This window comes from Methylibium sp. T29-B, assembly GCF_000576225.1.
Classification (GTDB): domain Bacteria; phylum Pseudomonadota; class Gammaproteobacteria; order Burkholderiales; family Burkholderiaceae_C; genus Methylibium; species Methylibium petroleiphilum.
This window is the reverse complement of record NZ_AZSN01000070.1, coordinates 1-19,970: the sequence shown is the minus strand read 5'-3', so window position 1 is coordinate 19,970 and position 19,970 is coordinate 1. Positions and strand designations below refer to the sequence as shown.

Below are 19,970 nucleotides of genomic sequence, written 5' to 3'. Positions count from 1 at the left end.
CTGCGCGAGAACGCCCGCTGGCAGCCGGTGCCCTGGAGCGACCTGCCCGGCTGGGAGGTCGACGCCACGGGGCGTGTCTGGCCGGCGCTGCTGGCCGGCTGTTCGAAGCCGGCCCCCGGCTGGGCCACCGCCTGTGCCAGCGCCAAGGCGCTCGATGCGCCCGACGACGCCCGCGTCCGCGCCTGGCTGCAGCGCACGCTGACGCCCTACCGCGTCACCGCGCTCGACGGTCGCGACGAGGGCCTCGCCACCGGCTACTTCGAGCCGCTGGTCGCCGCCTCGCGCCAGCGCAGCAAGAGCTACAGCGTGCCGCTCTACGCGGCGCCGCCGAACCTGGCACTGCGCAAGCCCTGGTACACGCGCGCCGAGATCGAGACGCTGCCGGCAGCGCGCGCCGCACTGAAGGGGCGCGAGATCGCCTGGATCGCCGACCCACTGGACGCGCTGCTGCTGCAGGTGCAGGGCTCGGGCCGGCTCGCGATCACCGAGCCCGACGGCCGCCGGCAGACCGTGCGCCTCGCCTACGGCGGCCACAACGACCAACCCTACCAGTCGGTCGGCCGCTGGCTGGTCGAGCGTGGTGCGTTCACGCTGGAGCAGGCCTCGTGGCCGGCCATCAAGGCCTGGGCGCGCGCCAACCCCGGCCGCGTGTCGGAGATGCTGGCCGCGAACCCGCGCTACGTGTTCTTCCGCGAGGAGCCGCTGCCCGATCCGTCGATCGGCGCGGTCGGCGCGCAGGGCGTGCCGCTGACGCCGGGCCGCTCGATCGCGGTCGATCCGCGCGCCATTCCCTACGGCACGCCCGTGTGGCTCGACACCACCGAGCCGCAGCCCTGGAGCGCCACGCCCCCCCCGCCGCGGCCACTGCAGCGACTGGTGATGGCGCAGGACACCGGCAGCGCCATCACCGGCGCCGTGCGCGCCGACTACTACTGGGGCTGGGCCGAGGGCGCCGAGGACCGCGCCGGCCGCATGAAGCAACCGCTGCGGATGTGGGCGCTGTGGCCCGTCACGCGCTGAGGCCAGCGCCGTCGACCGGCACGCGCCGCTTGCGCGTCAGCACGTCGGCCAGGCGGGCGCCGTCGCCGGCGCGTCGCACCTCGCACCAGTGCGACAGCCCGTCGGGCGACTCCTGCACGCCGCGCAGCAGCACCGTCAGCGATTCGCCGACGTTCACGTTGCCGTAGAACGCCAGTTCGCGCTCCGCCAGCCGCGGCAGCGCCGTCGAGCCGAACCACGCCCCCTCGGCGCGGTCGACGATCGCCTGGAAGCTCGCGAAGTAAAGCAGGTCGGCGCCATTGAAGTCGTTGTGCGGGCAGGGCTGGAACCGGAACTCGCGCAACGGCGCGCCGCGCTCCGATTCCGGCCCGAAGTCCGGCTGCCATTGCCCGCTGCGCAGGGCCCGTCCCCGCTCGGCCAGTTGCAGGGCGTAGGTGGCCAGCGCGGCCCGCTCGATATCGGCCTCGGGCGCGGCGGTGGTCGCCGGCACCGCGGCGCGGACCACGCTGCGGTTGTCGCCGGCGCGCTCGCGCCGCACGAAGGTGGACAGCATCTCAACCTGCGCATGCGTGCCGTCGCGCCCCCGCAGCTCGTGCAGGCCGAAGTGCTGCGAGCGCCCCACCGGCAGGCAGCGCGAGACGACGCGCAGGCGGTCGTTCTCCGCCACCCGGTCCAGCCGTGCGTGGCGGATGCGCACGGCGGTGAACGCCGCATAGGCCTTGCGGCCCCCGGCGTCGCGGAAATCGGGCCGGGCCCGGCCCTGCCGGCGGGCCAGCGCGAGCCAGTGCTGGTGGCCGCATTCCTTCAGCAGCCAGTTCTCCGACAGGCCCGTCGGGCACAGCTGGGGCATGCCGGCGACGAAGCGCCCGGACTGCAGCGCGGCTGCCGTCACGACAGCCAGGGCTCGGCCAGCTCGCGCGCAGCCGGCGTTCCGGCGACCGGCGCGCGCGCCTCGATCTGCTCGGCCAGGTAGAGCGCGTCGCGCGCCACCCCCGAGAAGCGGCCCGAGCCCCAGGTGTGCAGCCAGGGCAGGCCGATGAAGTAGAGCCCCGGCAGCGCGGTCACGCCGCGCACGTGGCCGGGCTGCCCGCGGCCGTTGAACACCGGCGCGTCGAGCCAGCTGAAATCGGGCGAGAAGCCGATGCACCAGATCACCGCGCCGATGCCGGACTCGCGCAGCGACAGCCGCGTGCGCTCGGCCGCCGGCTCCCACACCGGCCGGTAGACCGACGGCGGCGGCACGTCGAGGCCGGCCTTCTCGATGTGCTTGTCGATCGCGGCGTTGATGCCGTTGTAGATGCGGTCGGCGTGGTCGAGGTTGGCGCGGAGGTCGGGGTTGAAGTGCAGCGTGTCGCCCTCCAGACCATTCAGCAGCCCATAGAGCTCCATGCCCTCGTTCGCGAACTTGCGCAGGTCGATGTCGCGCCCGCCGTCGCGGCCGGTGACGTAGTGGTTGGTGTTGTCGCGCACGCCCTCGCGCAGCGGGTGCTCGTGCACCGGCATGTCGTAGTAGCCCATGTCGGCCAGCCAGTCGACCACGTCCTTGCCGCGGTAGAAGCGCGCGCAGCGCGGCGCGTCGCCGGTCGCCATCACCACCTGGCGGCCGGCCAGGTGCAGGTCCTCGGCGATCTGCGCGCCCGACTGGCCGTTGCCCACCACCAGCACCTTGCCGGGCGGCAGCGCCTGCGCATTGCGGTACTGCTCCGAGTGGATCTGCAGCAGATCGCGCGGCAGCCGCTCGGCCAGCCGCGGGATGATGGGCTGGTGGTAGCCGCCCGAGGCCACCACCAGCTGGTCGGCGCTGTAGTGGCCCTGCGAGGTGGCGATCTCGAAGCCGCCGCCGGCGCGCGGCGCGGCGCGCTGCACCGTCAGGCCGCTGCGCACCGGCGCGGCCACGTGCTTCACGAAGCCATCGAGGTACTCGATGATCTCGTCCTTCTTCATGAAGCCGTGCGGGTCGCTGCCGGCGTACTCCCAGCCCGGCAGCTTGCACTGCCAGTTGGGCGTGACGAGGCAGAAGCTGTCCCAGCGCTGCGTGCGCCAGGCGTGCAGCGGCGAGCGCTTCTCGAGCACCACGTGGTCGATGCCGCGCTGCTGCAGGTAGTAGCTCAGCGAGAGGCCGGCCTGGCCGCCGCCGACGATGGCGACGCTGTGGTGTTCTGCGTTGGGGTTCATGGCGTGGGTCCTTCTTGCTCGGGTCAGGCTTCGTCGAAGCGCAGCACTTCCACCTCGGCCTGCGCGTCGAAGCGCCCGGCGGTGGCCTCGATCTGCGCCAGCTGGTCCATCGCCATCGAGCAGGCGTAGCCGAACTTGGCACGCACGCGCTCGGAGGCGATGTGCAGCGCCTCGCGGCTGCGGTCCAGGAACTCCGGCAGCGGGTAGCTGCTGCCGGGGACGAGGTAGTCCTTGATCACCAGCGACGGCGAGTAGCAGCGCGTCTCGCTGCGATCGGGCCAGCGCAGGTGGAAATGCATCGCGGGCATGGGGCGAATCTCCAGGCAACGTGAGGTCAGGAAACGACAGGGGCGGCGTCCATCGCGGCCGGTTCGGTGGGCACCGCCGCGGCGAGCGGCACGCCATGACCGACCAGCGCCCGCATCGCGCGGTACAGCGCGACGTGGCGCGCGGCGCTGGCCGTCCAGCTGTAGCGCCGGCAGACCTCGGGCACGGCCCGGGCCAGCGCCTGCGCGCGCTCCGGTTCGCAGGCCCGCGCCATCGCGTCGGCGATCGACAGCGGGTTCAGCGGGTCGGCCCAGCAGGCCTCGCCGTGCGGTTCGTCGGCCGGCAGGTACTCGGTGAACGGCGCCTGGCGCGACACCACGACCGGCGTGCCGCAGGCCAGTGCCTCCAGCACCACCAGGCCGAAGCCCTCGCGCAGCGAGGCCATCACCAGCACGTCGGCGGCACGGAACAGCGCCGGCATCTCGTCGTCGGCGACGGTGCCGGTGATCACCACGTCGGCCCCCGGCCCGACGCGCAGGCCGCTGGCGGCCAGCGCCTCGGTGAACTCGCGCGCATAGCGGTCGTGGTCGAGCAGGCTGGCACCGCCGGCGATCACCAGCTGCGCCTGCGGCTGCCGCGCCCGCAGGGCCGCAAAGGCCTGCAGCACACGCACCGTGTTCTTGCGCTCCTCGATGCCCCCCACCGCCAGGTAGACCGGCGCGTCGTGGGCCGCGCCGACGCGCAGGCCGAAGCGGCGCCGCACGCGCGCATCGGCCGCGCCGGCTTGGCGGCCGTAGCGCTGCAGGTCGACGCCGTTGTGAACCAGCGCCGCGGCCACGCCGTGCTCGCGCCGCAGCGTGTCGCACCAGGTCTGGCTGACGCACAGCACCTGGCGCGCGCGCAGGAAGGCGCGTTCCTGCCAGGCCATCACGCGCGCATCGTCGAAGCGGTCGAGGTGGTGCACGGTGCGCACGAAGCCGTCGATCAGGCCGCGCTCCTGCAGCGTCGCGAGCGCGTTGCCGCCGATGCCATCCTGGGCGTGCAGCACGTCCCAGCCGCGCCCGCGCTCCAGCCGCGGCGCGAGATGGTCGATGCAGGCGTCGCGGCGCGACGCGACCATGCTCGCCAGATCGGCAGGCGCCGGCGCCACCGGCACCAGCTCGACCGCGCAACGCGGCGTGCGGAACAGCGCCTGCCCGGGCAGCGCCGGCGCCATCACCGTCACCTCGTGGCCGGCCTCGTGCAATGCATCGGCCAGTTCCAGCGTGTGGATGACGCCACCGCGCGGATGGACCGAATGGGTCAGCAGGCCGATGCGCAGGCGACGGCTAGACATGGGCCGGCTCCCGCGGCACGACGGCTCGCGCGCCGATGAAGGGTTGCGCCGCCAGGTCCCACAGCAGCGCGCTCGTCTCGCCGTCGCGCAGATGCAGCTGCGGGGTCGCCGTGACCTCGCCGACCGCGGCACAGGCGATGCCCTGCGACTCGAAATACCGCGCCACCGCGGCTGCCTGCGCCGGCCGCACGCTGAACACGTAGCCGTAGCTCGGAAAGGACTGCAGCCAGCGCAGCAGCGGCACGCCGGGCGGGCGCGGGATCGCCTGCACGTCGATCACGCCGCCGACCTGCGAGCACTCCAGCAGCATCAGCGCCGTGCCCACGGCGCCGGCCATGCTGATGTCCTTGGCCGCATCGCACAGGCCGCTCTCGGCCAGCGCCGGCAGCAGCTCGAGGTCGGCGCGCAGGCGCTCGGCCGGCGCGCGGGTCGACGCGTCCCAGTAGGGGTTGGGCTCCTGGTAGGCGCCGCGCAGGTCGATCGCCATCACCAGCGTGTCGCCGGGGCGGGCGTTGAAGCTCGTCAGCAGCGTCTTCGCTCGGCCGAGGATCGCCACCGCGAGCTGGCCGCCGACCGCCTGGTTGTTGCTGTGGCCGCCGACGATCGGCACGCCATAGCGCTGCGAGGCGGCCGCCAGACCCTCGAGCACCTGCTGGCCCGGCGCCATGCCGCGGCTCCACAGCGCGTCGACCACGGCGATCGGCCGCCCGCCCATCGCGCAGATGTCGCTCACGTTGACCATCACGCCGCAATAGCCGGCGAACCAGGCATGCGCTGCACGAAGTCGTCGACGAAACCCTCGATCGCGAACAGCAGGTAGCCGCCGTCGCCGTCGGGGATCGCCGCGCAGTCGTCGCCGACGCCCACCGCCTGGCCCAGCGCGGCGGTGCCGCCTGGCAGCGCGGCCGACAGCGCCGACACCACATCGCTGATGTCGCGCTTGTGTGCGAAGCCGCGCCCGCGCAGCAACGCCGAGGCGAGCCCGTCGAGCCCCCCCTGTCCCAGCATTGCATCCTCCATGCGGCCCCCGTCAGGCGCGGGCCCGGCTCTGCGCCACGTAGCCGGTCAGCGGATCGTGGCAGGGCGGGTAGTGCGCCAGATCGGCCTGCATCAGGCCGTGCGGTCGGCCGTGCAGCGTCTCGTCCTTCAGCCACTGCCAGTGCAGCCGCTCGAACAGCGGGCGGTTCTGCGCCTGCACGTGCGCCAGGAAGAGGTGCGCGCCGCGCGCGCGTGCGCTGCTCACCGCCAGCCGGATCAGCGTCGCACCGAGCCGGCCGTGGCTGCGGAAGGCCGGGTGCACCGCGAGGCGCGAGCCCCACCACACACCCTCGTCGCCCTCGTTCTGGCCAGGATGGATGCGCACCGTGCCGACCACCTGGTCGCTCATGCCGCCCACGCAGGACAGCGCCACCAGCGGCTGCGCATGTGCATCGATCGCGTCGATGTCGTCGCCGCCGCCGAACAGGCCCTGCTCGATGCAGAACACCAGGCGGCGCAGGCGCCGCGCCTCGTTGATCTCCCAGGCACCATCGGCCCACTTGACGCGGAACTCGCAGGGGGTGAAGGCGGTGGGCAGGTCGCACATCGGCTCGGGGGCCGTGGGAGCGGTGCGCATCATGATTCGTAGACCGACAACGAGGAGCACGCCCCGCACTTGCCGCAACCCGCCTTGATGTCGGCCGAGCGCAGCCCGCCGGCGCTCACCATCGCACCCAGCGGCTCCAGCACAGCCTTCATGAACTCGGGGCTCGGCGACGGATGGTCCTCGAGCGGCGTGCCGCTGATCGGCACGAAGGGCACGACGAAGGGGTAGACACCCAGCGCCACCAGCTTCTCGGCGATCGAGAGGATGGCCTCGCGCGTGTCGCCCAGGCCGGCGAGGATGTAGGTCGACACCTGACCGCGGCCGAACACGCCGACCGCCGCCTCGAAGCTCTCCAGGTAGCGTTCGACCGGCACCGTGGCCTTGCCCGGCATGACGCGTTCGCGCAGTTCGGGCGTCACCACCTCGAGGTGCATGCCCAGTGTGTCGATGCCGGCGGCCTTCATGCGAACGAACCACTGGTCGGTATCCGGCGGTTCGCACTGCGCCTGGATCGGGAGGTCGACCGCCGCACGGATGGCGAACGCGCTGTCGCACAGCACCTGCGCGCCGCGGTCGGGCGTGGGCGGCGTGCCGGTGGTCATGACCATGTGCTTCACGCCGTCGAGCAGCACCGCGGCGCGCGCCACCTCGGCGAGCTGCTCCGGCGTCTTGTGCGCCACCGTGCGGCCGGCCGCGAGGCTCTGGCCGATCGCGCAGAACTTGCAGGTCTTGCGGCGGCTCTCGTAGCGGATGCAGGTCTGCAGCACCGTGGTCGCCAGCACGTCCGAGCCGTGCAGCGTGGCGATGTGCGAGTACGGCACGCCGTCGAAGGTCTGCAGCGCATAGAAGCGCGGCGCCTTCGGGAAGGCGACGCGCGCGATCGGGATGCTGCCGCGCGTCAGACGGCTCGTGCCGTCGGCGTCGGGCGCCTCGGCGACGAAGGGCGAGGCCCAGGCGCCGTGGGTGTGCACCGGCACCATGATCGTGTGACCGTCGACCGTCACCGCCTTGTGGTCCGACGGCCCCGCGCCGCCGCGCCGGCTGGCGACGCCGGCGTTCGGCGAACCCGGGTCAGCCAGCCGCAACCCGAAGGACTGCAGCTCGGTCATCAGCCGGCGGCTCTCCGGCGACAGGGGCGTGGCGGGGCTGAGGGGCGGCGTGCTCATGGGAGGAACTCCGGAAGGTCGCGGGAACGGCAGGGGCAAGGGCGGCCGCGGTCATCGACGTCGAGGTCGTGGCCGGGCGGTCGTCGATCAGGAGGCTCAGCAGCTCGGGGCGCGCGTAGTGGCCCACCGAGTCCATCATGCGTTTGCGCTTGGCGATCAGCGCCATGTCGAGGTCGGCATAGACGATGCCCTCGCCCTCGGTCAGCGGCGTGCACAGGTCCTTGCCCTCGGGCGAGACGATGGCGGTATGGCAGCCGCCGCGCAGCGCCTTCTGCAGGCCCGGATCGGGCGTGATGGACGCGATCTGCGCGTCGGTCAGCCAGCCGGTGGCGTTGACGACGAAGCAGCCCGACTCCAGCGCGTGGTGGCGGATCGTCACCGCCATCTGGTCGGCGAAGATCTGCCCGACCATCGAGCCGGGAAACTGCGCGCAGTGGATCTCCTCGTGCTGCGTCATCAGCGCGTAGCGCGCCAGCGGGTTGTAGTGCTCCCAGCAGGCCAGCGCGCCGACGCGGCCGACCGCGCTGTCCACCACCTTCAGCCCGGCGCCGTCGCCCTGGCCCCAGACCATGCGCTCGTGATAGGTCGGGGTGATCTTGCGGCGCTTCAGGATCAGCGCACCGTCGGCATCGAACACCAGCTGGGTGTTGTAGAGGCTGCCGTGGTCTCGCTCGTTGACGCCGAGCACGACGACGATGCCGCGCGCGCGGGCCCGCTCGCCGACCGCCTGCGTGACCGGCCCGGGCACCACCACCGCGTGCTCCATCAGCCGCAGGTGCGGCGCGCCCTGCAGCACCGGCGGCAGCACGAACGAGAAGTAGGGGTAGTAGGGCACGAAGGTTTCGGGGAACACCACGATCCCCGCGCCGCGCCCGGCCGCCTCGTCGATCGCCGCGAGCACGCGCTCGAGCGTGCCCTCGGGCCGCTCGAGGTCGGGCGCGATCTGGACCGCGGCAGCGCGGACGGTGCGAGGGGAACTCATCTCAGGATCTCCATGACGGTTCGACGAGAAGCCGGGCGCAGGCCGAGGCACGGCCCACCGAGTGGACGCCGCGGGTCCGGCTCCGCCGGCCCGCCAGCGTCGCCCCCTTCGAGGGGGAGCGGCGCAGCCGCAACGGGGTGTTCAAAGTGTCCAGGTGTCGAGGATGAAGGCGTCGGCCTTGCGGTGCAGCAGGATGATGTCCAGCACGTCCAGCGGACTGATCGGGCGGATGCCCTCGATCAGCGCGCCCTCGCCGTGGCCGTACAGCGCCTGCAGCGCGAAGCGGCAGGCGTAGACCTTCCCGCCCTCGGCGATGAACTTGGCGATCTGGTTGTTGAAGTTCTGGTGACCGGGGAAGGCCTCGTCGCCGAGCGTCGGGAAGCCGCGCTTGACACCCAGCGTCACGCCGGGGCCGTAGAGCAGCACCGAGGTCTCGAAGCCCTTGCGCTGCAGCCGCGTGGCCTGCAGCAGGTTGACGAAGCCGATCGAGCCTTCGAAGGCGACGGTGTGGAAGGTGACCAGGGCCTTCTCGCCCGGGGCGGCCTTCACGTCCTCGAAGACCTTCTCTTCGTAGTCGACGAGGAACTCGCCTTTCTCGTTGGCGGGGCGGGTGACTTTGGGCATGGCGGACTCCGTTGGCGGTTGGCGGTTGACAGGGGTCGAAGGAGGAAAGAAAGGCGCTGAGCGCAGCCGGCTCTTTGCACGCGGTGTGCCACGGCGGCCCCGCCGTGCAGCCCGGCGATGCGATCAATGGGCGATCAAGAAGCCGCGGCGCGGTCGCCGTCGACCGCTTCTTTTTCGAAGGCTCGCCGGGGCGTGGCAAGACCCCTTTTCCACAGGGGAATGCACGCACCGGCGTGAGGCGCCGCGATGCGATCAATGCCTCCGATCAACGGCCCTCGGCGCACCGCACCTGGGCACCGTCGCTCGCCGCGGGCCACCCGGTGATGGCATGAACGATGCAATCAATGCGCCATCCCCGACCCCCTGCCCTCGCCCTTCATCCCCATGGCCGCCGCCAAACCCATGCAGCACTGGCTGCGCCGACTCGAGGGCAGCGACCGGCCCGCCTACCTGCTGATCGCCGACCTGATCGCCGAGGACCTGCGCACCGGCCGGCTCGGCGCGCAGGAGCGCCTGCCCACGCTGCGCCAGTTGGCCGACAGCCTGCGGCTCAACTACACCACGGTGGCGCGCGCCTATGGCGAGGCGCGCAAGCGCGGGCTGATCGACTCGCGTCCCGGCATGGGCACCTACGTGCGCGGGCGCAGCCCGGCCGTGCCGCTGCGCGGCGGCAGCGGCGCGGAGATGACGATGAACCTGCCGCCGGAGCCCGAGGACCCGGCGCTGGTCGAGCGCCTGCGCGACAGCGCCCGCGAGCTGATGGCCCGCAGCGACCTGTACACGCTGATGCGCTATCAGGACTTCGGCGGCTCGCCCGAGGACAAGGACGCCGCGGTGCAGTGGCTGCGCCACCGTTTGCCGGACTGCAGCGCCGAGCGCGTGCTGGTCTGCCCCGGCATCCACAGCGCGCTGGCCGCACTGGTGTCGCAGCTGGCGCGGCCGGGCGAGCTGGTGTGCGTGGAGTCGCTCACCTACCCGGGCATCAAGGCGATCGCCACCCAGCTCGGCGTGCAGCTGCACGCGCTGGCGCTCGACGACGAAGGCCCGAGTGCGGCCGACTTCGAACAGGCCTGCAAGACCCTCAAGCCCAAGGCGCTGTACTGCAACCCGACGCTGCTGAACCCGACCACGCTCACCACCTCGAAGCGGCGGCGCGAGGCGCTGGCCGACATCGCGCTGCGCTACAGCGTGCCGATCGTCGAGGACGACGCCTACTCGATGCTGCCGCGCGAGGTGCCGCCGCCGCTGGCGCTGCTGGCGCCGGAGCTCACCTACTACGTCACCGGTTTCAGCAAGTGTCTCGGCGCGGGCCTGCGCACCGCCTACGTCAGTGCGCCCAGCGAACGCCAGGCCCAGCGGCTGGCCGGCGCGCTGCGCGCCACCACGGTGATGGCGTCGCCGGTGACCAATGCGCTGGCCACCCGCTGGGTCGTCGACGGCAGCGCGCAGGCGATGCTGCAGGCGATCCGCAACGAGTCGATCGCCAGGCAGGCGATGGCGGCCCGCCACCTGGCGCGCCACGCGGTACAGGCGCAGCCGGAGGGCTTCCACCTCTGGCTGCCGCTGTCCTCGTCGTGGAGCACGGTGGAGTTCGCGTCCTACCTGCGCACCCAGGGCGTCGGCGTGGTGGCCAGCGCCGCCTTCTCGACCGACGGCGATCCGCCGGACGCGGTGCGCATCTGCCTCGGCGGCCCGCTGACGCGCGAGGACTGCGACGCCGCGCTGCGGCTGATCGCCGACACGCTGGACCACCCGCTGCATCCGCACGCCACCGTGATGTAGGCCGGTCCGGCGCCCAGGGCTCGGCGGCACAATGCGCCCATGCCCGAGCTCCTCCGCGACTGGTTCGCCGTCGTCCGCAGCGCGGCCCGCTACTGGCTGGACAGCCAGGCCTTCGTGTACGCCGCGGCGCTGGCCTTCTTCACGGTGTTCTCGATCGCGCCGGTGGTCATCGTCGCGGTCGCGGTCATCGGCCTGGTGCTCGGCGAGCAGGCCGCGCAGGGCCAGCTGATGGCGCAGCTCGAGGCCGTGATCGGCGCGCAGGCCGCCGGCTTCGTGCAGTCGGCGGTGGCCGGCGCGCGCTTCGAGCGCAACGGCCTGTGGCCCACGCTGCTGGGCTTCGGGCTGATCCTGCTGGGCGCGACCACGGTGTTCGCGCAGCTGCAGAAGTCGCTCAACGCGATCTGGTCGGTCGCGCCCAGCCCCTCGCGCAACACGCTGCTGCTGCTCGTCAAGACCCGCGTGCTGTCGCTCACCGTGGTGCTGGCGATCGGCTTCGTGCTGCTGGTCTCGCTGCTGCTCAGCGTGGCGGTGCGTGCGGTGATGGTGTTCGCCGAGGCCTGGCTGCCGGTGCCGGCCTGGACGCTGGGCCTGCTGGACATCGGCCTGTCGCTGGGGGTGGTGACGCTGCTGTTCGCCGCGATGTTCCGCATCCTGCCCGACGTGGTGCTGGCCTGGCGCGACGTGTGGATGGGTGCGGCCGTCACCGCGGGGCTGTTCACGATCGGGCGCTCGCTGATCGCGCTCTACCTCACCCACACCGCCGCCGGCTCGGCCTACGGCGCGGCCGGCTCGCTGGTGCTGCTGCTGGTGTGGGTCAACTACTCGTCGCTGATCCTGCTGTTCGGTGCCGCGTTCACGCGCGCCCACCTGGAGGCGCGTGGCCGCCCAATCGTGCCGCGCGCCACCGCCATGGCCGTGCAGCGCGAACTGGTACCGCGCCCGCCGTCCGCGCAGGCGTAAGCTGTGGCGCCAGCGCAAGGCCGAGCAGGAGGCGCCATGACCCCGACCCCAAATCCACACGCCCGCATCGCACGGCGCGCGCTGCTGCAGGCGGCGGCCTGCGCCACGCTGACCCTGCCGGCCGCCGCCCGCGCGCAGGCGCTGCCTGCCGCACCGAAGGTCGACCTGGAAACGGCGCGCACCGCCGCGGCCGCCGGCCAGGCCCTGCTGATCGACATCCGCGAACCGGACGAGCACGCCGCGACCGGCGTCGCCCCGGGCGCACTGCGCCTGCCACTGAGCCAGATCAAGGAGCGGCAGTCCGAGATCCCGCGCGATCCGGCCCGGCCGGTGCTGCTGATCTGCCGCACGCAGAACCGCTCCAGCAAGCTGGCCGCGATGCTGCAGGCGCAGGGCTACACCAACGTGAGCTATGTGGACGGCGGCATGAAGGAGTGGACCGGGCGCCACTTCCCGACCGAGGCGCCGCCACCACGCTGAACGCGCGGCGCCTGCGAGCGCCGTCGCCGCGTCAGAGCCCCAGTTCGCTCAAGCCGGCGTGATCGTCGGGGCGCCGTCCGAGCGGCCACGTGAAGAGACGCTGGCCCTCGACGATCGGCAGGTCGTTGATGCTCGCGTAGCGGCGTGCCATCAGGCCTTGCGGCGTGAACTCCCAGTTCTCGTTGCCATAGCTGCGGAACCACTGGCCCGAGTCGTCGCGCCATTCGTAGGCGAAACGCACCGCGATGCGCGGGCCGTCGCAGGCCCACAGCTCCTTGATCAGCCGGTAGTCCAGCTCGCGCGCCCACTTGCGCTGCAGGAAGGCGCGCACCTGTTCGCGGCCGAACGGGAATTCGCTTCGGTTGCGCCAGCGCGTGTCCTCGGTATAGACGCGCACCACCACGTCGGGATCGCGGGTGTTCCAGGCGTCCTCGGCCAGGCGCACCTTCCGGCTTGCGCTCTCCACGGTGAAGGGCGGAACGGGCGGTCGGGTCTCGGTGGTCATGACGCAGATCCTGCTGTCAGTATGTCTTGTAGGGAAGGAACTTCCCGCTCATCGTGATGCTGACCCGGTCGCCGGCAGGGTGGGCTCGCGCTGCAGGTCCATCTTGAAATCGATCGCGCTCATGATGCCGTCGCCGAACTCCTCGTGGATCAGTTCCTTGAAGGTCGTGCCGTACACGCTGACCAGTTCGTAGAAGCGGTAGATCAGCGGGTCGGTGGGCACGGTGGTGGGCAGCGAGCCCTTGTAGGGCACCACCATCAGCCACTTCTGTTCGGCATCGCTGAGGCTGAAGATCTCGCCGACGATGCCGGCCTGCTCCTTCGTCAGCGTCATCTGGCCGAGGCAGGCCGCCGTCGTCCATTCCTTGCTGAGGCCGACCTTGGCGGCGATATCGGACCACTTCAGGCCCTTGGCCACCTTGGTGGCGACGATCTTTTCGGTGACTTCGAGACGGCTCATGGCGTGCTCCGGTGGGGTGGGACAAAGGGAGGGGTGATCGAGGGCGTGCGTGGACGAGCGGATGACATCGCTCACACCACTCGCTGCAGCGGCACCCGGTTCGGCGAGGCCACGCCGGTGACCAGCGCGGCGGGTTCGGTGTCAGCCTCCGGCGAGGCATCGACGCCCGGATGCACTTCGGGTGGAAACGCCGGCGCACGACCGTGCGCCAGGTCCTTCGAGCGCGCGACGAGGAAGTCGACCAGGTGGTTGCGGATGCGGTAGTACTGCGGGTCGTGGTGCAGCGTGGCGCGCTGGCGGTCGCGCGGCATGGTGTTGCGCACGATCTCGGCCACCCGCGCCTGCGGGCCGTTGCTCATCAGCAGGATCTTGTCGGCCAGCAGGATGGCCTCGTCGACGTCGTGCGTGATCATGAAGACGGTCTGGTGCGTCTCGGCGCAGATCTTCAGCAGTTCGTCCTGGATGCTGCCGCGCGTCAGCGCGTCGAGCGCACCGAAGGGTTCGTCGAGCAGCAGCATCTTGGGTTCGATCGCGAAGGCGCGCGCGATGCCCACGCGCTGCTTCATGCCGCCCGACAGTGCCGACGGCTTCTTGTCGATGGCATGCCCCAGGCCGACCATCGTCACGTACTTCTCGACCTGCGCCTCGACCTGCGACGCGGCCCAGTCGGGCCACTTGCTGCGCACCGCGAAGGCGATGTTGCGGCGCACGCTGAGCCAGGGCATCAGCGCATGGCCCTGGAAGACCACGCCACGTTCGAGGCTCGGGCCGGCGACCTCGCGGCCGTCCATGAACACGTGGCCGGCGCTCGCCTGCTCCAGGCCCGCGAGCACGTTGAGGATGGTGGTCTTGCCGCAACCGCTGTGGCCGACGATGCAGACGAACTCGCCCTTCGCAACGCCGAAGTTGACACCGTCGAACACCGGCTCGGAGGAGCCGGGGTAGGTCTTGGCCAAGCCCTCGATCTTGAGGAAGGGGGTGGGTGAGTTCATGGGCATGGGCCGGTCTTGCGCATCTGGCTTGCTTGCACCGAGCACGCAAGGGTGAGGCTGAGGCCGCGGTCGCTTCGCTGGGGTACCAGAGGCGCGCCCGCGGCCTCAGCCTCACCCTTGCCAGACGCACCGTGCGTTGCAGTGGTCGAATCCCTCCGCTGCATCCCGGCCCGAGGGCGGTGGGCTGTGCGGGCGCCCTCGCGGAGCGAGCAGCGCAGCGGACCTTCGCCGGCAGGCGAAGGCGGCACAGTGAAGCTCGCGCAGGCCACCGCCCTCGGGCCGCACGCCGAAGCGGCCCGCGAACAACGAAGGAGGTCAATCCACATACGTCACCGCCTTCTGCGCCCGCGCGAACAGCAGGTCCAGCAGCATGCCGACCACGCCGATCACCAGGATCGCGAAGATCACGTTGGTGAGCGACAGGTTGTTCCACTCGTTCCACACGAAGTAGCCGATGCCGGTGCCGCCGACCAGCATCTCGGCGGCCACGATCACCAGCCAGGCGATGCCCATGCTGATGCGCATGCCCGTCAGGATGGTGGGCGCCGCCGCCGGGAGGATCACCTCGAAGGCCTTGCGCAGCGGGCTCACCTCCAGCGTCCTGGCCACGTTGAGCCATTCGCGCCGCACGCCGGCCACGCCGAAGGCGGTGTTGATCAACATCGGCCAGACCGAGCAGATGAAGATCACGAAGATGCCGCTGATCGACGAGTCCTTGATCGTGTAGAGCGCCAGCGGCATCCAGGCCAGCGGCGAGATCGGCTTGAGCACCTGGATGAACGGATCGAGCGCACGGTAGACCAGCGGGCTCATGCCGATCAGGAAGCCCAGCGGGATCGCGACCAGGGCCGCCAGCGCGAAGCCCAGCCCCACCCGCCCCAGCGAATAGGCAAGCTGCAGGCCGATCCCCTTGTCGTTCGGGCCGTTGTCGTAGAACGGGCGCGACAGGTGCTCGGTCATCTTGCTGCCCAGCTGGGCCGGTGTCGGGAAGCCGGAGCGGCCGGCGGTCGAGCCGGCCTCGGCACCCGGCTCCTTGCCGAGCAGGCGGGCGTACTCGATCTGTTCCGGCGTCATCGTCGCGGCCGGCGCCGCCGCGCTGCCCGCCGCCGGCCGCGTGGCGAGCTGCCACACGCCCAGCAGCAGCGCGAGGATCAGCGCAGACAGCAGGCCGGCGCGCAGGTCGAGCGAACGGGTTCCGTCCATGGCCGTCCGATCCGCTCAGGTGCGCTTGATCGCGAAGCTGCCGAGGTAGGGCTCGGGCTGCTCGGGGTCGAACACCTTGCCCATGATCGTGAACTTCGGGTAGGCGCCGTCGGGCACCTTCTGGTCGAGCTGCTTCATCGTCTTCCTGGCGTCGGTCAGCAGGAACACCTTCTCGGCGATCTGCCGGTAGTTCACGTCGCCCTTCACGTAGCCCCAGCGCTTCATCTGCGTGAGCATCCACACGGCCATGCTCTGCCAGGGGATGGGGTCGAAGTCGGCGCGGTCGGGCACGTTCCTCACGTTGCCCAGGCCGTCGGCGAACCGGCCGGTCAGCACCTGCGCCACCACCGTCTCGGGCTGGTTCAGGTAGGCCTGCGGCGAGATGACCTTGGCGATCAGCTCGCGGTTCTCGGGCTTGCGCGCCATCGCCGCGGCGGTGAGCACCGCGCGGTAGAGCGCCGCGAAGGTGTTGGGGTTCTGCTGGATGAACTCGGTGCTGGTGCCGAAGGCGCAGCACGGGTGGCCGTTCCACAGGTCCTTGGTCAGCAGGTGCAGGAAGCCCACCTCCTCGAACACCGCTCGCTGGTTGAAGGGATCCGGGCCGAGGTAGCCGTCGATGTTGCCGGCGCGCAGGTTGGCCACCATCTCCGGCGGCGGCACCACGCGGATCTGGATGTCGCGGTCCGGGTCCAGCCCGGCCTCGGCCACGTAGTAGCGCAGCAGGAAGTTGTGCATCGAGTACTCGAACGGCACCGCGAACTTGAAGCCCTTCCAGTCCTTCGGGTCGCGCTTGTCCTTGTGCTTGACGTGCAGCGTGATCGCCTGGCCGTTGGTGTTCTGGATCGTCGCCACGTTCATCGGCGTGGCGTTGGAGCCCACGCCCATGCTGATGGCCAGCGGCATCGGGCTCAGGAAGTGCGTGGCGTCGTACTCCTTGTTGAGCATCTTGTCGCGGATCAGCGCCCAGCCGGCCGTCTTGACCACCTGCACATTGAGGCCCTGCTTCGAGTAGAAGCCCAGCGGGTGGGCCATGATCAGCGGCGTGGCGCAGGTGATCGGGATGAAGCCGATCTTCAGGTCCTTCTTCTCGGGCGCCGCGGCGGCCTGCGCCAGGGCCTGCAGCGGGGCGATCGGCAGCACGCTGGCAATGGCCGCCATCGCCGTGCCCTTGCCCACCGCACGCAGGAAACGGCGCCGCACCGCATCCTGCGGGAACAGCGCCTTCACCAGCGTGGCCTCAACGAAGGCATTCGAGTCGGCCTCGAAGTCGGCCGTCTCGCTGCGGCGGCGCAGCTCGGTGCTGGCGTCCTCGGCCGCGTGCTCGGCGGCGGAGCCGTGGCGGCCGCAGCTGCACCGCATCAGCAGCGGCCGGTCGGCATCGTACGGGTCGATATCGCGCGCATCACTCATCGGGCACCCCTTGCGTTGTGGCTCGGGATCGATGCTAGGGAAGGCGTGTGCCGCGCGCGATCGTGCGCAGCGGCGATGTTTTGTAGGGGAGGCCCTACACGGTGGCCTACTGCAGGCGCAGCTCCAGGTAGGCCTGCTCGCGGAACACGGTCAGCGTCGTGCCGCTGACCGAGCGCCAGGCCAGCAGCGCCCGCGCCAGGTCACCGCTGTGGCCGATGGGACGGCCGTTCATGCCGACGATGATGTCGCCCACCTGCAGGCCGATGCGCTCGGCCAGCGAGTCCAGGCCGACCTCGCCGACGCGCGCCCCGGACGCATAGGCCCGGCGCGCGTCCAGCGCGACGAAGGGCGCCACGTCGTCGAACTCGGCGCCCAGCCGAGGCCGGGCAACGTGGCCCTGGTCGCGCAGCTCGCCGACGATCTGCATCACGATCTCGATCGGGATCGACAGGCTCACGCCGCCGGAGCCCTCGGAGCCGACGACGGTGCGGGTGTTCATGCCGACGATCGCGCCGCTGCCGTCGAGCAGCGGTCCGCCCGAGTTGCCCGGGTTGAGGGCGAGGTCGCTCTGGATGAACAGCAGCTCCTGGTCCTCCGCGAAATGACGGTCGGTCCCGCCGACGATGCCGGCCACCACCGACCGGTTCAGTCCGTAGGGCTCACCCACCGCCAGCACCCAGTCGCCTGGCCGCAGCGCCGCCGAACGGCCCTGTGGCGGCGGCTCCGGGAGCACGAGCGGCACGCGCAGCAGCGCGATGTCGGCCATCTCGTCCTCGCCCACCAGCGTGGCGGCGACGATGCGCCGGTCCGGCAGCCGGACCGCAATGCGCTGGCTGCCGGCCACCGCATGCGAGGCCGTGACGATCAGGCCCTCGGCGCCGGAGATCACGAAGCCGGCGCCGATGCGGTCGGCCACGCGTCCTGCACCGACGCGACGCCGGGCCTCGGGCTTCTGCAGTTCGGCGGCCGAATACTCCAGGCCGACACCGAACACGCCCACCGCCGCCGAGAGCCCCTGCCGCAGGGCCGGCGCAAAGCTTGCCGGCGGCATGCGCGGCGGGTCCGCATCGGGCGCCTTCGGGTGGGCACACGACGTCAGCAGCGCGGACGCACCGGCCGCGGCGAGCGCCGCCGCTCCCACTGTGCGGCGCCAGCGGGCCTTCGCGCCGCTCACCCGGCCCGAGGCCACGGATCGCGGCGGTTCATGAACAGGCCGCACGCCCGGCATGGTGCTCGTGTTCGTGTTCGCAATCCTCGCAGCGGCCGGCCTGTGGCCGCTCGATCAGGCGCGCCGGCTCGATCGGTGCGCCGCATTCGACGCAATGACCATAGCGCCCGGTCTCGAACCGCGCGAGCGCCGCGCGCACCTCGCCGAGCACGACCGCGTCGGGCCGCGGCGCGGCGGATTCGGCGATGGCTGCACCATCGCACAGGCGGGTGGTGATCGTCTCGGCCATGTCCACCAGACGGCGCTCCAGGTCGATCAAGCGGTGCCGCAACAGGCTGCGGGTCGGTTCCTGGAGCCCGGCGGGGCAGACACCGCGAGGCGCGCCGGAGCTCACCGTCCGAAGAGTCGTCAGCGTCGGGCGCATGGAGTACCTCCGATTCCTTGCTCGCGCTCCGTGCGCGGCGTCCGGAACACTCTAGCCAGCCCCCCCCGCCGTGGCTTGCGCTGCATCAAGCACGCCGCCCGAAGGACCACGCGCCCGCAGCCTCTGCACTTGATCCTGGACAAGTCCGGGCGCCGTCGCGGCTCCTAGACTGGAACGACTGGCGGGCTTCCGATCGAGGCACCTTCTCATGTTCAAGCACCTTCTGGTTCCCGTCGACGGCAGCGCGCTGTCGGAACGCGCGATGCAGGCGAGCATCGACTTCGCCCGCCAGCTCGGCGCGTCGATCACCGCGTTCATCGCCGAGCCGCCCACACCCCCCGCGGGTTCGACCCACAGCGCGGCCCGCTATCTGCGCGACCTGGAGACCCACGCCCAGGTCGCGGCCGAACATGCACGCAGCGTGCTGTCGGCGTTCGAGCGGCGCGCCAGCGACGCCGGCATTCCGTTCGAAGGCTGCTTCGCGCAGGCCCACGAGATCGACGCCGCCATTGCGGACGCCGCACGCCAGCGCGGCTGCGATCTGATCGTGATGGTGACGCACGGTCGCGGACTGTTCGGCGAGTGGCTGTTCGGCTCGCAGACCCGGGGCGTGATGGTGCGCAGCAAGCTGCCGCTGCTGATGCTGCATTGAAATCTCGAGGACCCTCCGCATGAACACCCGACCCTGCGCGGACCTCCGCGACGACCTGCTGGCCCGCGAGGCCCGACTGCGCGATGAGCTGCGCGCCCACCGCGCCCGGCTGCTCGAGCCCGCGGCGGCCACCGGCAACACCTTCGTCGCCGGCAGCGAAGGCGCGGCGGCCGACGCCGAAGACGAGCTCGACATCACGCTGATCAGCCACTGGCAGCGCGAGCTCGACGAGGTGAGCGCCGCGCTGCAGCGGCTGAACACCGGCAGCTACGGTCACTGCGAGCGCTGCGGCGAGCCGATCGGTCTGCCGCGGCTTCGTGCGCTGCCCGAGGCCCGCCACTGCCTGGACTGCCAGGAGCAGGCCGACCGGGCGGTCCATCGCACCTGACGGCTCACCACCACGAGACGCTCCAGGCAAGCGTCAGGCTGACGGTCAGCGCCAGCCCGACGCGCAGTGCGTAGGCACGACCTCCCGCCACCATCGCCACACCGCAGCGCGTCACCGTGTTGGCGCTGACGGCGAGCAGAACGCCGTGCAGCAGGGCCTCGGTCGGCAGTTCGCCCGCCGCGTGCAGCGCGGCCAGCGATGCGATCGGCGCATGCGCATCGACCAGCGCGGCGAGCACCACGCTCAGCTCGAGTCCGACATCGCCGTAGTGGCGTTGCGCATTGCCCACCAGCAGCGCGACCAGGCCGAGCGTCAGTGCCACCGCGAGCGCTTCCCGCGGTCGCAGCGCGCTGCGCGGCGGACCCGCCGGCGGTTCGTGCACCGCCCCGGCCGTGCGCAGCGACAGCAGCCCG

General features: G+C 71.5%; 22 protein-coding genes and 2 pseudogenes. 7 read left to right on the top strand and 17 right to left on the bottom strand.

The window, feature by feature from the left end:
* The coding region (locus tag Y694_RS12500; protein WP_036232893.1) for a murein transglycosylase A at positions 1-1,020 on the top strand (1,020 nt) is incomplete at its 5' end.
* Here Y694_RS12500 and Y694_RS12495 read toward each other — a convergent pair.
* From Y694_RS12495 to Y694_RS12455, 9 genes and pseudogenes are all read right to left on the bottom strand, one after another.
* A complete protein-coding gene (locus tag Y694_RS12495) occupies positions 1,010-1,891 on the bottom strand; it encodes a Pnap_2097 family protein (protein WP_231497666.1) in 882 nt (293 codons plus the stop codon). The genes Y694_RS12500 and Y694_RS12495 overlap by 11 nt on opposite strands.
* Positions 1,888-3,174, bottom strand: coding sequence for an MSMEG_0569 family flavin-dependent oxidoreductase (locus Y694_RS12490; protein ID WP_036232889.1), 1,287 nt, complete (start codon positions 3,172-3,174; stop codon positions 1,888-1,890). The genes Y694_RS12495 and Y694_RS12490 overlap by 4 nt, the downstream gene beginning before the upstream one ends.
* A 23-nt stretch (positions 3,175-3,197) precedes the next feature.
* Positions 3,198-3,482 (bottom strand): MSMEG_0570 family nitrogen starvation response protein, encoded by a 285-nt coding sequence (locus tag Y694_RS12485; protein WP_011831046.1) that lies wholly within the window; start codon positions 3,480-3,482, stop codon positions 3,198-3,200.
* A 26-nt stretch (positions 3,483-3,508) separates the two neighbouring features.
* The gene (locus Y694_RS12480; protein ID WP_036232886.1) at positions 3,509-4,777 is read right to left on the bottom strand and encodes an MSMEG_0565 family glycosyltransferase; all 1,269 of its coding nucleotides are present in this window, start codon (positions 4,775-4,777) and stop codon (positions 3,509-3,511) included.
* Positions 4,770-5,797, bottom strand: a pseudogene (locus tag Y694_RS12475) (sll0787 family AIR synthase-like protein). The gene Y694_RS12480 and the pseudogene Y694_RS12475 overlap by 8 nt, the downstream one beginning before the upstream one ends.
* 10 nt (positions 5,798-5,807) lie before the next feature.
* A complete protein-coding gene (locus Y694_RS12470) occupies positions 5,808-6,395 on the bottom strand; it encodes an MSMEG_0567/Sll0786 family nitrogen starvation N-acetyltransferase (protein WP_197028786.1) in 588 nt (195 codons plus the stop codon).
* On the bottom strand, positions 6,392-7,471 hold the full coding sequence (locus tag Y694_RS12465) for an MSMEG_0568 family radical SAM protein (protein WP_011831050.1): 1,080 nt from the start codon (positions 7,469-7,471) through the stop codon (positions 6,392-6,394). Before Y694_RS12465 ends, Y694_RS12470 begins: the two co-directional genes overlap by 4 nt.
* Entirely contained in the window at positions 7,434-8,510 is a 1,077-nt protein-coding gene (locus Y694_RS12460) for a Nit6803 family nitrilase (RefSeq protein ID WP_036232884.1), read from the bottom strand. Before Y694_RS12460 ends, Y694_RS12465 begins: the two co-directional genes overlap by 38 nt.
* Before the next feature lie 141 nt (positions 8,511-8,651).
* Positions 8,652-9,134, bottom strand: a complete 483-nt coding sequence (locus Y694_RS12455) for an MSMEG_0572/Sll0783 family nitrogen starvation response protein (protein WP_011831052.1) — start codon at positions 9,132-9,134, stop codon at positions 8,652-8,654.
* A 104-nt stretch (positions 9,135-9,238) separates the two neighbouring features.
* Between Y694_RS12455 and Y694_RS12450 the strand changes: the two genes are divergently transcribed.
* From Y694_RS12450 to Y694_RS12435, 4 genes are read left to right on the top strand one after another with little or no spacing between them, the layout of a single operon-like run.
* Positions 9,239-9,466 carry a hypothetical protein gene (locus Y694_RS12450; RefSeq protein WP_155935824.1) on the top strand — a complete coding sequence of 76 codons (228 nt, stop codon included), beginning with the start codon at positions 9,239-9,241 and terminating at the stop codon, positions 9,464-9,466.
* Positions 9,467-9,518: 52 nt separating this feature from the next.
* Positions 9,519-10,916, top strand: a complete 1,398-nt coding sequence (locus Y694_RS12445) for a PLP-dependent aminotransferase family protein (RefSeq protein ID WP_231497665.1) — start codon at positions 9,519-9,521, stop codon at positions 10,914-10,916.
* Positions 10,917-10,955: 39 nt separating this feature from the next.
* A complete protein-coding gene (locus Y694_RS12440) occupies positions 10,956-11,876 on the top strand; it encodes a YihY/virulence factor BrkB family protein (RefSeq protein WP_036232880.1) in 921 nt (306 codons plus the stop codon).
* Positions 11,877-11,912: 36 nt separating this feature from the next.
* A complete protein-coding gene (locus tag Y694_RS12435) occupies positions 11,913-12,356 on the top strand; it encodes a rhodanese-like domain-containing protein (protein WP_036232877.1) in 444 nt (147 codons plus the stop codon).
* 31 nt (positions 12,357-12,387) lie between these two features.
* Here Y694_RS12435 and Y694_RS12430 read toward each other — a convergent pair whose 3' ends face one another.
* The 7 genes and pseudogenes from Y694_RS12430 to Y694_RS12400 form a co-directional block, all read right to left on the bottom strand.
* Positions 12,388-12,861, bottom strand: coding sequence for a nuclear transport factor 2 family protein (locus tag Y694_RS12430; RefSeq protein ID WP_036232875.1), 474 nt, complete (start codon positions 12,859-12,861; stop codon positions 12,388-12,390).
* A gap of 16 nt (positions 12,862-12,877) precedes the next feature.
* A pseudogene (gene cynS, locus Y694_RS12425) lies at positions 12,878-13,320 on the bottom strand (cyanase).
* Between the two features lie 71 nt (positions 13,321-13,391).
* Complete coding sequence (locus Y694_RS12420) at positions 13,392-14,318, bottom strand: ABC transporter ATP-binding protein (protein WP_036232873.1); 927 nt, start codon at positions 14,316-14,318, stop codon at positions 13,392-13,394.
* Between the two features lie 309 nt (positions 14,319-14,627).
* A complete protein-coding gene (gene ntrB, locus Y694_RS12415; RefSeq protein WP_036232870.1) occupies positions 14,628-15,515 on the bottom strand; it encodes a nitrate ABC transporter permease in 888 nt (295 codons plus the stop codon).
* A 15-nt stretch (positions 15,516-15,530) separates the two neighbouring features.
* A complete protein-coding gene (locus Y694_RS12410; protein WP_011831060.1) occupies positions 15,531-16,925 on the bottom strand; it encodes a CmpA/NrtA family ABC transporter substrate-binding protein in 1,395 nt (464 codons plus the stop codon).
* A 106-nt stretch (positions 16,926-17,031) separates the two neighbouring features.
* Positions 17,032-18,099 carry a S1C family serine protease gene (locus tag Y694_RS12405; protein WP_051495744.1) on the bottom strand — a complete coding sequence of 356 codons (1,068 nt, stop codon included), beginning with the start codon at positions 18,097-18,099 and terminating at the stop codon, positions 17,032-17,034.
* A gap of 28 nt (positions 18,100-18,127) precedes the next feature.
* Positions 18,128-18,517, bottom strand: a complete 390-nt coding sequence (locus Y694_RS12400; protein ID WP_081771370.1) for a TraR/DksA C4-type zinc finger protein — start codon at positions 18,515-18,517, stop codon at positions 18,128-18,130.
* A 208-nt stretch (positions 18,518-18,725) separates the two neighbouring features.
* On the opposite strand from Y694_RS12400, the gene Y694_RS12395 reads away from it, so the two are divergent.
* Positions 18,726-19,169, top strand: coding sequence for a universal stress protein (locus tag Y694_RS12395; RefSeq protein WP_036232868.1), 444 nt, complete (start codon positions 18,726-18,728; stop codon positions 19,167-19,169).
* Positions 19,170-19,188: 19 nt separating this feature from the next.
* Positions 19,189-19,557, top strand: coding sequence for a TraR/DksA family transcriptional regulator (locus Y694_RS22590; RefSeq protein WP_011831064.1), 369 nt, complete (start codon positions 19,189-19,191; stop codon positions 19,555-19,557).
* A gap of 4 nt (positions 19,558-19,561) precedes the next feature.
* Here the strand turns inward: Y694_RS22590 and Y694_RS12385 are convergent.
* Positions 19,562-19,970: DUF4010 domain-containing protein (locus Y694_RS12385; protein ID WP_036232865.1), on the bottom strand; the 409-nt coding region annotated here is incomplete at its 5' end.

What these genes read in the sequence shown, in the direction of transcription:
- Y694_RS12470 (WP_197028786.1), bottom strand. Translation starts at nt 6,395, where the DNA reads ATGATGCGCACCGCTCCCACGGCCCCCGAGCCGATGTGCGACCTGCCC.
- Y694_RS12395 (WP_036232868.1), top strand. Translation starts at nt 18,726, where the DNA reads ATGTTCAAGCACCTTCTGGTTCCCGTCGACGGCAGCGCGCTGTCGGAA.
- Y694_RS12460 (WP_036232884.1), bottom strand. Translation starts at nt 8,510, where the DNA reads ATGAGTTCCCCTCGCACCGTCCGCGCTGCCGCGGTCCAGATCGCGCCC.
- Y694_RS12420 (WP_036232873.1), bottom strand. Translation starts at nt 14,318, where the DNA reads ATGCCCATGAACTCACCCACCCCCTTCCTCAAGATCGAGGGCTTGGCC.
- Y694_RS12435 (WP_036232877.1), top strand. Translation starts at nt 11,913, where the DNA reads ATGACCCCGACCCCAAATCCACACGCCCGCATCGCACGGCGCGCGCTG.
- Y694_RS12430 (WP_036232875.1), bottom strand. Translation starts at nt 12,861, where the DNA reads ATGACCACCGAGACCCGACCGCCCGTTCCGCCCTTCACCGTGGAGAGC.
- Y694_RS12455 (WP_011831052.1), bottom strand. Translation starts at nt 9,134, where the DNA reads ATGCCCAAAGTCACCCGCCCCGCCAACGAGAAAGGCGAGTTCCTCGTC.
- Y694_RS12480 (WP_036232886.1), bottom strand. Translation starts at nt 4,777, where the DNA reads ATGTCTAGCCGTCGCCTGCGCATCGGCCTGCTGACCCATTCGGTCCAT.
- Y694_RS12490 (WP_036232889.1), bottom strand. Translation starts at nt 3,174, where the DNA reads ATGAACCCCAACGCAGAACACCACAGCGTCGCCATCGTCGGCGGCGGC.
- Y694_RS12440 (WP_036232880.1), top strand. Translation starts at nt 10,956, where the DNA reads ATGCCCGAGCTCCTCCGCGACTGGTTCGCCGTCGTCCGCAGCGCGGCC.
- Y694_RS12400 (WP_081771370.1), bottom strand. Translation starts at nt 18,517, where the DNA reads ATGCGCCCGACGCTGACGACTCTTCGGACGGTGAGCTCCGGCGCGCCT.
- ntrB (WP_036232870.1), bottom strand. Translation starts at nt 15,515, where the DNA reads ATGGACGGAACCCGTTCGCTCGACCTGCGCGCCGGCCTGCTGTCTGCG.
- Y694_RS22590 (WP_011831064.1), top strand. Translation starts at nt 19,189, where the DNA reads ATGAACACCCGACCCTGCGCGGACCTCCGCGACGACCTGCTGGCCCGC.
- Y694_RS12465 (WP_011831050.1), bottom strand. Translation starts at nt 7,471, where the DNA reads ATGACCGAGCTGCAGTCCTTCGGGTTGCGGCTGGCTGACCCGGGTTCG.
- Y694_RS12445 (WP_231497665.1), top strand. Translation starts at nt 9,519, where the DNA reads ATGGCCGCCGCCAAACCCATGCAGCACTGGCTGCGCCGACTCGAGGGC.
- Y694_RS12485 (WP_011831046.1), bottom strand. Translation starts at nt 3,482, where the DNA reads ATGCCCGCGATGCATTTCCACCTGCGCTGGCCCGATCGCAGCGAGACG.
- Y694_RS12410 (WP_011831060.1), bottom strand. Translation starts at nt 16,925, where the DNA reads ATGAGTGATGCGCGCGATATCGACCCGTACGATGCCGACCGGCCGCTG.